Below are 13078 nucleotides of genomic sequence, written 5' to 3'. Positions count from 1 at the left end.
CAAGGACTGGCGGCGCGTTGCAACGCGGTACGACCGGTGCCCGAAGACCTTCTTCTCAGCGATCGTACTCGCCGCAACTGTCATCTTCTGGCTGTGAATCGGAATGAGTCCTGAGCCTATGGCAGCCTCCTCCGCTACCATTTCACCAGACCTCATCGACATATGCCGCAAGATGGCAGACGCACGGTTGTTTACTGACCGGCCAAAATCCAGCGCGCCGCCTTTTCGGCGATCATCACGGTTGGCGAATTCGTATTTCCGCTGGTGATTTCAGGCATGATACTGGCATCCACGACACGCAGGCCGCCAACCCCCTTAACACGCAAATGAGGGTCCAGAACGGCGCTGGAATCATCCGCCCTGCCCATCTTGACCGTGCCCGCCGGGTGAAAAATCGTCGTGGCGATATCCCCGGCCAGGCGCGCCAGTTCCTGATCGGACTGATACTGGATGCCGGGTTTGTATTCTTCGGGCTGATAGCCCGCCATCGCGGGTTGCGCCATGATCTGACGCACTTGCTTCAGGCTTTCGGCGGCAACCTGGCGGTCTTCGTCGGTGGCCAGGTAATTGGGCGAAATCAACGGGGCATCCCGGAAATCCGCGGACGCGATACGAACATGTCCGCGGCTGGTCGGATTCAGGTTGCAGACGCTGACGGTAATGGCCGGGAAGGCGTGCAGTTTCTCGCCGAACGCTTCGAGACTGAGCGGCTGCACGTGATATTCGAGATTCGCATGCGGACGCCCCGGACCAGATCGGGTAAAGGCACCAAGCTGGCTGGGAGCCATGCTCATCGGTCCCGAGCGCCTGAACAGATATTCCGCACCGATCCGGGCCTTGCCCAGAAAGCTGTTGGCCAGGGCATTCAGCGTGCGCGCCTTGACCTTGAACACCGCACGGATCTGCAAATGGTCCTGAAGGTTTTCCCCGACCGGCGCATCGCGCAGCGGCGTAATGCCATGTGATTGCAGCAAATCCGCCGGCCCGATGCCCGACAACTGCAGGATCTGAGGAGAGTTCACTGCCCCTGCGGACAAGATGGTTTCGCGCAATGCCTGCACCTGCCGCAGCCGCCCGCCCTTGTGCAACGACACGCCGGTGCAACGCGGCATCCCGTCCAGCCCGGTGTCAAAGGTCAGCCTTTCAACCTGCGCCTCGGTCCAGACGGTCAGGTTCGGACGCGAGGCCACGGGCCGCAGAAACGCCTTGGATGTGTTCCAGCGCCAGCCGGATTTCTGGTTCACGTCGAAATACCCGACGCCGCTATTGTCACCGGTGTTGAAATCATCGCTGGCGGGAATGCCGATCTGGGTTGCGGCACGCGCAAAACTGTCCAGAACCTCCCAGCGGAGGCGTTGCTTTTCGACACGCCACTCGCCGCCATGGCCATGCAGATCGGAAAAGCGGCTGTTGTCCCCGGTTGCGGGATCCGCGCCGCCATCCAGCTTGTGATGATCTTCATGGGCCATGAAGTCGCGCAACGACGCATCCCAGCCCCAGGCCTCTTCGCCGGTCAGCGCGGCCCAGTTGTCATAGTCGCGCGCCTGCCCCCGCATATAGATCATGCCATTGATCGATGAGCAGCCGCCCAGGGTCTTGCCACGTGGATAAAGCAGGCTGCGTCCGTTCAGCCCCTTGTCCGGTTGCGTCGAATACATCCAGTCGGCGCGCGGATTTCCGATGCAATACAGATAGCCGACCGGAATATGGATCCAGTGATAATTGTCGGGCTTGCCGGCTTCGATCAACAAGACACGATTCGACGGGTCCGCACTTAGCCGGTTCGCCAGCAAGCAACCGGCCGATCCGGCGCCGACCACCACATAATCGAAGCTTGCGACCTCTTGCGACATATATCCCCCCGCCGTTTTCCACCGAGACCCCGATCGGGGCACCCGGTTTCAACGCCCGAGAATGGGCGCGGCCAGAAGCAATGTCCAGACAGGCGCGAGGCAGCGCAGGCCCCGCGCCCGAACACGACCCGACAGTGCCCCGGTCAGGCTGGCATATCGGCCTGTGCGCCATCTTGCAGCCGCCCCGACGCCAGCGCCGCCAAGGCAACCATGGCTGCCGCCGTCCCAAGAACAAGCGGAAGCCCCCCGACCTGATATGTCAGGCCCGACAGCAGGGTTCCGATCAAACGCCCGCCCGCATTCGCCATATAGTAGAACCCGACATCCATCGTGACGCGCTCGGCCCGAGTGAAGGCCAGGATCAGATAGGAATGAAGCGATGAGTTGATCGCGAATATCGCGCCAAATGCCAGCAGGCCGATAACCAGCGTCACGGTCAGCCGGATGTCCGGCTGTGGGGTGATCAGCACAGCCACCGTCAAGGCCGCCGGAACGACAAACAGCGCCGCCGCCCACCCCCTGGCCGATCGGATCAGTTCGGATTCGGGTCGCCCCGCAGCACGCAGGATCGCCGGAGCCGCCGCCTGAACTGCACCGTAAAGTATGACCCAGACGGCCATGAAGGTGCCGATCAGAAAGAATGCCGCGCGGTTTCCCTCTTCGCTGCCATCCGACAGGACCGCATAGAAATAGATCGGGATGCCGACAACGAACCACACGTCGCGCGCGCCGAACAGGAAAACCCGCGCCGCAGACAGCCAGTTCACATTCGGAGATTTCGAGAAAACCTCCGAGAATTTGGCCCCCTTGCGCCCTCTGGGCAACCCTTCGGGCATGAATGCGATGACTCCGGCCAATATGACCGCCAGAACAATCGCCATGATCAGGACCGACCAGATGAAGCCCGCCGTCCCCAAAAGGGCAGCCCCCATCAGAAAGCCGACGCCCTTCACGGCATTCTTGGAACCGGTCAGCACCGCCACCCAGCGAAACAGCCCGCCACCCTCGGTCGGCGCCAACAGCTTTACGGCGGATTTCGACGACATCTTGGCCAGATCCTTGGCAACGCCACTGGCCCCCTGAACACACATCACGAACGCAACCGAGACCGCGACACTCCATCCCGGATCAAGCTGCGTCAGCGCAAGAAGGGCAACGACCTGCAATGCCAGTCCCGCATACAGCGTCGATGTCAGGCCGAAACGCGCGGCAATCCAGCCTGCGGCAAGATTGGTGACCATTCCTGCAAGCTCATAAAGAATGAACAGATAGGCCAGTTGGACCGGCGAAAACCCGAGGGTATGAAAATGCAGCAATATCAGCATTCTCAGCGCCCCGTCTGTCAGCATGAACGCCCAATATGCCGCTGTCACCGCAATATAGGCCGACATGCCCCTGACTGGCCCGCTCACAGCCCAGCCCCGACCATCATCGCCACATCAACCAGGCGGTGGGCATAACCGAATTCGTTGTCATACCAGGCATAGATCTTGACCTGGGTTCCGTTGACCACCATCGTCGACGGGGCGTCGACAATCGATGAACGTGCATCATTGGTGTAATCCGCCGACACAAGGGGGCGGGTCTCGTAACCAAGAATCCCGGCAAGCTCGCCCTTCGAGGCGGTTTCAAACAGCGAATTGACCTCGGCAGGTGTGGTCTCGCGCTCGACCTCGAACACGCAATCGGTCAATGAGGCATTCAACAACGGCACCCGCACGGCATGACCATTCAGCCGGCCGCTCAGTTCCGGGTAGATCAGGGTGATCGCCGTTGCCGATCCGGTCGTGGTCGGGATCAGGGAATTCAACGCCGACCTGGCCCGACGCAGGTCCTTGGCAGGACGATCGACCATGGTCTGGGTGTTGGTGACATCGTGGATCGTCGTGATCGACCCATGGCGGATGCCGAGGTTTTCGTGAATGACCTTCACCACGGGCGCAAGACAGTTCGTGGTGCAGGACGCCGCCGTCACGATCCGATGCGCCGCCGGATCATAACTGTGATTGTTCACACCATAGACGATATTGGCGGTCGGTCCGTCCTTGACCGGTGCCGAAACAACCACCTTTTTCACGCCTGCATCGAAATAGGGGGCCAGTTTGCTTTCCGTCTTGAACACCCCCGTGCAGTCAATCACCACATCGACGCCATCCAGCGGCAGATCAGCCAGATTTGCGGCGCCGACAAACGGCAATCGCGCCTGATCGATGGTAATGCTTTCAGCATCATGGGAAATCGTCGCGTTCCAGCGGCCATGAACAGTGTCGAATTCCAAAAGATGCGCATGCATTTCAGGATCACCGACGCAATCATTGATCCAGGCGATCTTCGCGCCGCGTTCCAGCAACGGCCTGAGGGCCAGTTTACCGATACGACCAAGGCCGTTCACTGCATATGTGGTCATGCCAGGTCCTCGGCGGATATACGGCCGATATCATCCACTGCGGCCTGCAATCCGATCCGATCCAGACTGGAGATGGGCAATGCGGTGAAAGCCAGAATACGGTTGCGCAATGCGCCATAGGTTTGCTGAAAGGCCAGCGCCTTTTGCGCATCGGTGCCTTCGGCCTTGACCGGATCGGGCATACCCCAATGGCCGCTGACCGGCTGACCTTCCCATGCGGGACATTCCTCGTTGGCGGCCTGGTTGCAGACCGTGAAGACGAAATCCAGATCCGGCGCATCCGGCCCCGAAAACTCTGACACGTTCTTTGAACGCAGCGGCGTGACGTCATGTCCCTTGTCCTTCAGAACCTGAATCGCAAAGGGATTCAGTGCGGAATTGGGGCGCGTACCTGCAGAGAACACGTTGAAACGATCCCCGGCGACATCGCGCATGATCGATTCGGCGAAAATCGAGCGCGCCGAATTGCCGGTGCAAATGAACAGAACATTGAACTTGCGGTCAGACATGGTGCCGGATCCTGTGCTGAAGGGCATACAAATTTCGGGACGGCCACGGCAGCAATCGGCAAGCATATATTCAAAGAACCGTTGCACGTTTGCCATGTGGACAGAGTAGAGAAGCGATGTTCCCGAACGTTCCTGCACAATCAGCCGGGACCGCATCAGCGCGGACAGATAGGCCGACATCGTGCTGGCCTTGATGTCCAGCACCGAAGCCAGCTCGCCCGCAGGGATGCGATCGGGATACCGGCGCATCAGCAGGCGAAACACCGCAAGTCGCTGCGGGTGACCAAGCAGGGATAATTGTTCGGCAGTTTCTTTTTCCATATTTCATGGATATTAGAAATATGAGGAATTGCCAAATGACAATTCAATGACAGTTGCGCGACGCCAGCTTTCCCGGCGCAGGCTTGACAGCTCCAAAAAGTAGGTATACCGGTCTGGCTATTATCTAGTCGAGGAGCAATTATGCCGAACCGGGATCCGCGGGCGAAGGGAACTGCTCATGACCGTCTTTTGCAGGCGGCCTCATCGCTGTTTTACGACAACGGCATTGGCGGAACCGGAATCGACGCGATTGTCGAACGCGCGGGGGTCGCCAAGAAAAGCCTGTATAACAACTTCTCGTCCAAATCTGATCTGGTGCACCAATATCTCGAGGCCAGGCACGCCGAATGGCTGGACCTGTATGAGCGGCGCATGGCCCCGGCCGGCACGCCACAGCAGCGCATTCTGGCCGTGATCGATGCCTATCGCGACCACGCCGAACATGCATATGAACGGGGGTTCCGCGGATGCGGCCTGTTGAATGCCGCGGCCGAGCTTGACGCCGGGGATGCCGGTCGCAAAGCGGTGCGCAAGCACAAGGAACAGGTCGAGGATCTGCTGGCCGGGCATCTGAACGAACTGCTGCCACACAGCCCCGACAGGGCGCGACGGCTGGCCGCCCAGATCTCGTTCCTGCTCGAGGGAGCCATGGCAAGGGCCGGGCTCGAAGGCGACAGTATGCGGCTTCTGGATGCGCGCGACATGGTTGATGACATGTTGCAGGCGCTCTGAGATGGCGCGGGGATATCTTTGGGGCGTGGCCGCGATCCTCTTTGCCGCCTTCGTCTGGGGGACAACCGGCACCGCGGCGACCTTTGCACCCCAAGTCAGCGCCGCGGCGATCGGCGCGGCGGCGATGGGTTTGGGTGGCATCGGACAGGCGCTGCTGTCAATCAGGGGCATCCGACGGTCGCGCCATGCGATCATGAAACAACGTCTGCTGCTGATCGTCGGCGCGGTTGCGGTGGCGATCTATCCGCTGGCCTTTTATGGATCGATGAGGATGGCAGGCGTCACGGTGGGAACAGTGGTGACCATCGGATCTGCGCCCCTCCTGGCTGCGGTCATCGAATATCTGACCGACCGCACCCGGCTGACCATGCGCTGGATCCTGGGTGCAAGCGTAGGGATGATCGGGATGATCCTGATCTGCGTTGCCGAAAATGCCGCACATGGCGGGCCAACCGGGAACGAGCGCGTCGTCACCGGGGTCTTGCTGGGGCTGATCGGCGGACTGACCTATGCGCTTTATTCATGGACCGCGCGCCGGATGATGCTGGGGGGCATCGGTTCGGCAGTGACCATGGGCGCGACATTCGGGCTGGGCGGCATCTTGCTGATGCCGGTTCTGGTCATGACCGGCGCCCCCTTTCTGGCCTCTTGGAACAATGCCGCGGTCGGGTTGTACATGGCGTTCGTGCCAATGTTTCTGGGCTATCTCAGTTTTGGCTTCGGACTGTCGCGCGTGCAGGCCAGCACCGCCACCACCATCACGCTGATCGAGCCCGTCGTGGCCGCGATGCTTGCGGTCATTATCGTCGGCGAACGCCTGCCTGCAATGGGCTGGGCCGGGGTTGCGCTGGTCGTCGGCTGTCTGGCGATCATTACCGCCCCCTTGCCCCGGCTGCGCAAGCCCGCCACAGGCGCAGCTGCGCGCATCTGATCGCACGAGCCAAGTCCCGAGTCACAGCCCCCAATTTGTGACCGCGCCCTTGGCGATGGCACACAGATCGGTCACAACCCGGTGCAAGTTCAGTGATGAAAGGACATATCATGATCGAGCGCATGCATACCGGCACCCGGATGAGCAAAATCGTCAAGCATAACGGCACCGTCTATCTGTGCGGCCAGGTCGGGGCGGGTGACAGCGTTGCCGAACAGACCCGCGATTGCCTGTCGCGCATCGATGCCCTGCTGACCGAGGCCGGATCGTCGCGCGACAAGATCCTGCAGGCGATTGTCTGGCTGGCCGATATGGGCGATTTTGCCGAAATGAACGAGGTCTGGGACGCATGGGTTCCCGAAGGCCACGCCCCTGCCCGCGCCTGCGGCGAGGCGCGACTGGCGCGCGACATGCTGCGCGTCGAGATCATCGTGACCGCCGCCTGCTAGGTCAGGCCCTGCCAGATCAGGCATCGCGATTGTCCGCCCCCGGCCTGATCGCGGGGGGGCGAGTCTCAGAGGGCAGAGTTGCAGGGGTAGGGCATCCGTTGCCGACAGGCCGCGCCGTCCGGATTAAATCTGGTGATCCGGAATCAGCTCTGTAAATACTTGTGCAATCGCACTAGACCCGGCAATCAGTATTGCCGCAACCAAAGTCAGAAAGACACGCCTTGCTCATCTCTCACCGGCATAAGTTCATCTATATCAAGACACACAAGACCGCCAGCACCAGCATCGAGGGCATCTTGGAGGCAGCATGCCTGCCGAGCGAAGAAGCTACGAAGCACAGACGCCCTTATACCGATACACCAGATGGTATCGTTGCCGGTCGTAATGGCGGCGAGCAAGACAACGATCCGCTGTGGGCACATTCAACGGCTGCGTCCATCCAGCGCGTGGTCGGGAAAATGAAATTTAGGCAATACCTCAAGGTCTACGCAATTCGAAATCCTTATGACAAAGTCATTTCGTGGTATTGGCATGTCATGCCAAAAGACCTTCGTGCAGAGATGAAAGAGGATTTCCCAGCAGCCCGGAAATTGTTCCACAGTTGGCTTCGCATGCGCCCGAGACTGCCTACGGACCTGCAATTTTACCGAACGCCGGCGGGTCAATTCAAGGCCCATGTGATTCGATACGAACACATGCATGATGACCTTCAGGAATTTGCGGAAAAGGTCGGAATGGAATTCGACCCCCAGAATATGCCTCAGTGGAAAACCGCCTCGCGCGGCCACAAAGACATTGACTTGTCCGACTATTACGACGCTGAAACCCGCAAGATCGTCCAGAATCAGTTCGCCTTCGACTTCAAGAATTTTGGCTATGAGCCCTAATGTCGAGATGTTCCGGCGGCATGAGATCGGCACCTAGGGCGGACAAATGAGCCACGATCCCTCGCTTGTGATTATCGGGGGATCGAACTCCCTTTTGCGCGACGGTTGGGTCGACCAACTGAAAAAGCTGCATCCGGAACCTGAACGTGTCGTGAAGCTCAGCATTGGCATGGCAACAACCGCGATGGGCATCTATCGCCTGCTGGCCTGCAAGGATCTGCCGCCCGATCCGGTCATTCTTTGGGAATACTCATTGAATGAATCGCACTACTTCGAACACCGGAATCCGGTGCGGGGGCTGCTGTATCATACCCGCTGGCTGTTCGAGATCTGCGCAAGGCGGGGATACCGCGTCCTGCCGGTGCTGCTTTACAACAAGGCCGAGGCAGAAGCAGAAGAGCCAAATACATACCGTCAGATCCTGGCCAAGGTTCTGCGCCGCTATCGCCTGAAGCCACTGGACGCCCGCCGTTTCTGGCAGCGCAAGTTCCCCGACATGCCGGTCGATGCGCTTTACAAGGACCATCCGCATTATTCGACCGAAACGGCATTCCCCAAAGCCTTGACCCGCATGGCATTGCGCCGCGCAAAGGACGCAACCGTTCCCGAAGACAGCATCCCGCAAAGAGGGTTTGCGGGGCGCGATCTGCGCATTCTGACGCCCCCGCAAGCAAAATCCGAGCCTTTCGCCAACCGAATAATCACCTGCGACACATATCCGATGACCTCGCCGCTGCGCATTCCCATGAATGGCAGGTTGCTGGCATGTTTCATGCTATCATCGCAGGATCAGACGGCCATCAATTTCCGGTCCGGCCAGACCGCCAAAGGCCCTTATTCGGCGCAGATCAGCGGTCGCGATGGTGGGCCGCCGGTGCTGTTGAAACATTTGCTGCTGTGGAATCCCAAATCCCCGCCACTGGAGGCAGACGGAGAACTGATGATCTTGCCGCAGGAAATGGGCGATCAAAGACCGGTGGTTCAGCACACGATGGCCTGGCGCCGCAAGGAACCCCTTGACGCGGCCGGTGGCGGATTGATCGGCGTGCTTGCAGAGGTCGACGGCTAGTTTTTTCCTATGGCGCGGGCCAACCTACCTTTCGTCTCGGTTTTCGCCTATAGGAGCAACAAAACAACACCACCTGCGTGCAATCATGGGTGGCATTCACAACAAGGCGGCCACACGGCCCCGGCGCAACAGAACCGAGATTCGATCAGGGCGATGAGCAACACAACCAAAGATCAGTTGACGGACCAGCAGGTCCATCAGAAATTCTTGAACCTGGTCGGCCGACCCAAGACCGACGAGGTTACCGATTTTCGCGACGCCTTTCTGGCCCGTGCCGATGAGCCCCATCGCATCGGCTTTCAGCGGCGCAACCTGAAAACCGCGTTCTCGGCCAACCTGAACCGGCTGTTTCCCAACCTGATCGCCGTGGACGAAGACGGGATCGACGGCGACGCGCCGGTGCTGATGTATGGTGCGGTGCTTGACGATATGAGCAAGTCGCATGAAAGCACCAAGGCGTTGCTGCCCCATGTGCGTCCCGACGATCAGGTCGCCTTTTTCGAAATGGGGTTCCTGGCCTCGACCACCAGCTGGTCCGAGGCGCTGGCATCGCGCGATCCCAAGCAGGCCTGCCTGGGATATATCTTCGACGATCGCGCCCAGTATTACATGTCGGATTACGAAACCCGACTGGATGAAAAGCTGAACGGCGATTTCGAGCTGACGCCGCCAGAGCGTGACAGGGCCGAACGGATGATCCGGCGCATCGTGGATGCCAAGATCTCGAAATACAATTCGCAGCCCTTTTTCCGGCCCGATGTATCGCCCGATTACCCGCGCCGTGTGCTGGTCGTGGATCAGAACTTTTCGGACGCTTCGACATTTTACGGGCGCGCATCGGCCAAGGAATTTCGCGCCATGCTCAAGGCGGCGATTGCAGAGAACCCCGATGCGGAAATTCTGGTCAAGACCCATCCAGACCTCAATTGGGTCAAGGGGGGCAAGCGTCGCGGCTATTTCGACAATATGAAATCCGAAGGTCGCGTGCGGATCATGCGCGACAGTGTGAACCCATTCGAGATCTTCGATCTGGTCGACAAGGTTTACGTCGGCACCAGCGGCATGGGCCTCGAGGCGCTGCTGGCCGGCAAAGAGGTCGTCTGCTTCGGCGCGCCCTGTTATGCCGGTTGGGGGCTGACAGATGACCGCATGACTGTGCCGCATCGCCGCCGCACACGTGATTTGGCCGAATTGTTTCACGCCTTCTATATCTGGTACACGATCTATCACCTGCCCCAAGGACAGGTGCCCGCCCAGATCGAGGATGTTCTGGACTTCATCGAAGAAAACCGGCCCGTGCGCCCCATTCCGAGCGAGGCGTCAAACGCGCCGGCCGTGTCGATCGTCATCCCCGTCCACGGCGTCGAGAACTATCTGGCGGAATGTCTAGGTTCGATCCAGCGCCAGACCTTTCAGGATTTCGAAGTCATCCTGATCGACGATGTCAGCCCGGACCGCTCGGCCCAGATCGCACAGGAATTCTGCGATCGCGATGCCCGGTTCCATCTGATCAGGCGTCAGGACAATATCGGCCCAGGATTCGCCCGTAACCAGGGTATCGAACTGGCCCGTGGCGAATTTGTGCTGTTCATCGACCCCGATGATTACATGCCCGAAAAGGAACATCTTGCCCGTGTCGTGTCGATGGCCCGCGAAGATGGGGCCGACATGGTTCGCTATCGCAAGCGTCATGAGCAGATCGAGGACGAAAACGGCACCGTCCAGAAGCTGCGCGAAGACAAGGTCGAAGCCTATTTCCGCCGCGAGGTCAGAGGCAGCAGCGTCACAGACGCCCCCCATATCGCCCATTCGCGGCATTTCTGGAACTGGCTGTATCGACGCGATTTCCTTGTCCGGCACGACATCCGGTTCCTGACCACCTATCGCGAAGAACGGGCGTTCCTGTTGCAGGCTTACATGGCCGATCCGATCGTGTCGATTTCCGACAGCAACGGCGTTGTCTATCGCATTCGCAAGAACTCTGCCGTGCGGCGCGCCCAGACCATGGCCGATGTGAACGATCAGCTGGAAAACTTCGATCAGGTCATCGAACAGCTGCAACATAACAAGGCCCTGGAACCACAATCACCGCATTGGTGGCTGGCGCGTTTCCAGGTGTCGCAGTTCCTGCACTATCTCTATTTCGGATTCGCCTGGAAAACCGCTGACGCGTCCGGGAAGGCCAAGGAATTCATCGACCGGCTTGGCGCCACCCTGAAACGCACGGGCATGTCGCCGCAGGATCTTATTCCTGATCCGTCGCAACTGTCAGGCTCGCATCTGCGCGCGAATGCCTATGGGTTGCTGTTTGGCGCCACAAAGGCCAAGCGACTGGACCTGATCCGCATGGCGCTGGCGCTGCAACCGATCGCGGCCAAGGACCTGTATCAGGAATATCTGCGTCAGCCCGATACCGACACCCAGCGCGACTTGCAGCAGGGGTTGAACGGTTATGCGCGCAACGATCGCGTCACTGCAGGCCAGGAAAACATCGCACCTACCGCCAAGCGACCGCGGCTGATCATTCACATGGGTGCCACCAAGACCGGCAGCACCGTTCTGCAGCATCTGCTGGAAGACAATCGCCCCGAATTGCTGCGCAACGGCATCTGGTATCCCGAAGTCGGCCTGTTCTGGCAGCCGGGGCGCCCTCACAAACAAGCAGGTCATGCGCATTTCGTAAACTATGCCCTGAATGGCGATCATTCGCTACATCAGCATGTGACAAGCAGCCTGGCAATACTGGGTAACAAGGTTCACACCGTCATCCTGTCCTCCGAAGCGTTTTTCCTGAATCCGAAATCGGCAGAGCTGGCGCAGTATTTCAAGGATTTCGACGTCGAGATGGTGGTCTATCTGCGCCGTCAGGATGAATGGGCCAATTCGCAATATGCCGAGTTCGTTGCCGGAGGGGCGATCAGCTCTACCTCGCTCAGCTTTCCGAAATGGCTTGAGGAAAAACAGGCTACCTCTTGCCTCGACTATGATCGGATGGTGCGCAGCTGGGAACAATATCTGCCGAAATCATCGCTTCATATCCGCCGCTACCTGCGCCAGCGCGATATTCCCTGGGACATTATTGACGATTTTTCGGAAACGACCGGGTTGCCGCAGATCCGTAACCTGCCCGCGCCTTCGAAGGAAAAGACCAACGATGCCCGGCTGTCGACAACCCATGTCGAGCTGATCCGGCAATACAACAAGCACCCCTTCCCCAGCAAGCCAGCCTATCTGGACTTTATCGAACGGGCCGGGGCCAGGTTGACGCAATGGCGGCGCGCGAATGACCTGCCAATGCCATCACCATGGCTGCTGACCGATGAAATCGCCGACCGGATCATGCAGACCGCAGCCACGGGAAACGAGCGGATCGCCCGTGAGTATTTCAACCTGACAGACGCCGAGCTGTTTCCAGCCCGCGCCGCGCCGCCTTTGCAATGCCCGCTTCACCTGGAGGAACTTGAGATCGTGGATCAGGCCTATGAAGGCGTGCGCCGTCGGTTCAAGGCGGAACGTTCGGTGCGCCCGCTGGAGAATTATGGGGTCTTTGGCTGGCGCCTGTGGTCTTCGGTGCCGCTTCTCGCGACGGTTTACCGCCATCGTGGCCGCCCGGACCTAGCACAGGAATTGCTGGCCGATCCCGCCGAATTCGCCCGCAACAACTGGGCCGGGCGCCACCCCAAACTGCGCTGGCTTGCCTATTCCAAGGGCAGCACGATGGGTCCTCGTCAGGCTTTGCGTATCTGGGTTCCGTTGCTGAAACCACTGGTCCGCCAACGTGGCGGAGAAGATGCCGTCGAGCGGTTGACCAAGAACCCGGTCATCTTCGTTCGTGACCTGCGCAACCCGGTTGCCCGCATGATGGGGCGGATCCTGTTTCCGATGGGCGAAAAGTGCTAGTCTGGGTCGGCACAGCAACG

10 protein-coding genes and 1 pseudogene are annotated in these 13078 nt (G+C 59.6%); 7 read left to right on the top strand and 4 right to left on the bottom strand.

Going from position 1 to position 13078, the window contains the following annotated elements:
• A pseudogene (locus PAF17_RS18115) lies at window positions 1-97 on the top strand (IS5/IS1182 family transposase); the annotation flags it as partial.
• Window positions 98-191: 94 nt separating this feature from the next.
• Here PAF17_RS18115 and PAF17_RS18110 read toward each other — a convergent pair.
• From PAF17_RS18110 to PAF17_RS18095, 4 genes are all read right to left on the bottom strand, one after another.
• A complete protein-coding gene (locus PAF17_RS18110; RefSeq protein WP_271890501.1) occupies window positions 192-1853 on the bottom strand; it encodes a GMC family oxidoreductase in 1662 nt (553 codons plus the stop codon).
• Between the two features lie 143 nt (window positions 1854-1996).
• Window positions 1997-3244: an organoarsenical effux MFS transporter ArsJ gene (gene arsJ / locus PAF17_RS18105; protein WP_271890502.1), complete on the bottom strand. Its 1248-nt coding sequence runs from the start codon at window positions 3242-3244 to the stop codon at window positions 1997-1999.
• A 17-nt stretch (window positions 3245-3261) separates the two neighbouring features.
• Window positions 3262-4260, bottom strand: coding sequence for an ArsJ-associated glyceraldehyde-3-phosphate dehydrogenase (locus PAF17_RS18100; RefSeq protein WP_271890500.1), 999 nt, complete (start codon window positions 4258-4260; stop codon window positions 3262-3264).
• Window positions 4257-5090 carry an arsenate reductase/protein-tyrosine-phosphatase family protein gene (locus tag PAF17_RS18095; RefSeq protein ID WP_271890499.1) on the bottom strand — a complete coding sequence of 278 codons (834 nt, stop codon included), beginning with the start codon at window positions 5088-5090 and terminating at the stop codon, window positions 4257-4259. The genes PAF17_RS18100 and PAF17_RS18095 overlap by 4 nt, the downstream gene beginning before the upstream one ends.
• Window positions 5091-5231: 141 nt before the next feature.
• Here PAF17_RS18095 and PAF17_RS18090 point away from each other — a divergent pair, with 141 nt between their 5' ends.
• The 6 genes from PAF17_RS18090 to PAF17_RS18065 all read left to right on the top strand — a co-directional run bounded on the left by PAF17_RS18090 (window position 5232) and on the right by PAF17_RS18065 (window position 13058).
• Window positions 5232-5822 carry a TetR/AcrR family transcriptional regulator gene (locus tag PAF17_RS18090; RefSeq protein ID WP_271890498.1) on the top strand — a complete coding sequence of 197 codons (591 nt, stop codon included), beginning with the start codon at window positions 5232-5234 and terminating at the stop codon, window positions 5820-5822.
• A 1-nt stretch (window position 5823) separates the two neighbouring features.
• Window positions 5824-6753 carry a DMT family transporter gene (locus PAF17_RS18085; RefSeq protein ID WP_271890497.1) on the top strand — a complete coding sequence of 310 codons (930 nt, stop codon included), beginning with the start codon at window positions 5824-5826 and terminating at the stop codon, window positions 6751-6753.
• Window positions 6754-6863: 110 nt separating this feature from the next.
• The gene (locus PAF17_RS18080; RefSeq protein WP_271890496.1) at window positions 6864-7202 is read left to right on the top strand and encodes a RidA family protein; all 339 of its coding nucleotides are present in this window, start codon (window positions 6864-6866) and stop codon (window positions 7200-7202) included.
• A gap of 221 nt (window positions 7203-7423) precedes the next feature.
• Window positions 7424-8089: a sulfotransferase family 2 domain-containing protein gene (locus tag PAF17_RS18075; RefSeq protein ID WP_271890495.1), complete on the top strand. Its 666-nt coding sequence runs from the start codon at window positions 7424-7426 to the stop codon at window positions 8087-8089.
• A gap of 46 nt (window positions 8090-8135) precedes the next feature.
• Entirely contained in the window at window positions 8136-9158 is a 1023-nt protein-coding gene (locus PAF17_RS18070) for a hypothetical protein (protein WP_271890494.1), read from the top strand.
• Between the two features lie 153 nt (window positions 9159-9311).
• Window positions 9312-13058: a glycosyltransferase gene (locus PAF17_RS18065; protein WP_271890493.1), complete on the top strand. Its 3747-nt coding sequence runs from the start codon at window positions 9312-9314 to the stop codon at window positions 13056-13058.
• Window positions 13059-13078: the final 20 nt, after the last annotated feature.

Origin of the sequence: Paracoccus onchidii, assembly GCF_028294535.1 — a bacterium.
GTDB lineage: Bacteria > Pseudomonadota > Alphaproteobacteria > Rhodobacterales > Rhodobacteraceae > Paracoccus > Paracoccus onchidii.
This window is presented reverse-complemented; position numbering and strand designations above follow the sequence as displayed.

What these genes read in the sequence shown, in the direction of transcription:
- PAF17_RS18110 (WP_271890501.1), bottom strand. Translation starts at nt 1,853, where the DNA reads ATGTCGCAAGAGGTCGCAAGCTTCGATTATGTGGTGGTCGGCGCCGGA.
- arsJ (WP_271890502.1), bottom strand. Translation starts at nt 3,244, where the DNA reads ATGTCGGCCTATATTGCGGTGACAGCGGCATATTGGGCGTTCATGCTG.
- PAF17_RS18100 (WP_271890500.1), bottom strand. Translation starts at nt 4,260, where the DNA reads ATGACCACATATGCAGTGAACGGCCTTGGTCGTATCGGTAAACTGGCC.
- PAF17_RS18095 (WP_271890499.1), bottom strand. Translation starts at nt 5,090, where the DNA reads ATGGAAAAAGAAACTGCCGAACAATTATCCCTGCTTGGTCACCCGCAG.
- PAF17_RS18090 (WP_271890498.1), top strand. Translation starts at nt 5,232, where the DNA reads ATGCCGAACCGGGATCCGCGGGCGAAGGGAACTGCTCATGACCGTCTT.
- PAF17_RS18085 (WP_271890497.1), top strand. Translation starts at nt 5,824, where the DNA reads ATGGCGCGGGGATATCTTTGGGGCGTGGCCGCGATCCTCTTTGCCGCC.
- PAF17_RS18080 (WP_271890496.1), top strand. Translation starts at nt 6,864, where the DNA reads ATGATCGAGCGCATGCATACCGGCACCCGGATGAGCAAAATCGTCAAG.
- PAF17_RS18070 (WP_271890494.1), top strand. Translation starts at nt 8,136, where the DNA reads ATGAGCCACGATCCCTCGCTTGTGATTATCGGGGGATCGAACTCCCTT.
- PAF17_RS18065 (WP_271890493.1), top strand. Translation starts at nt 9,312, where the DNA reads ATGAGCAACACAACCAAAGATCAGTTGACGGACCAGCAGGTCCATCAG.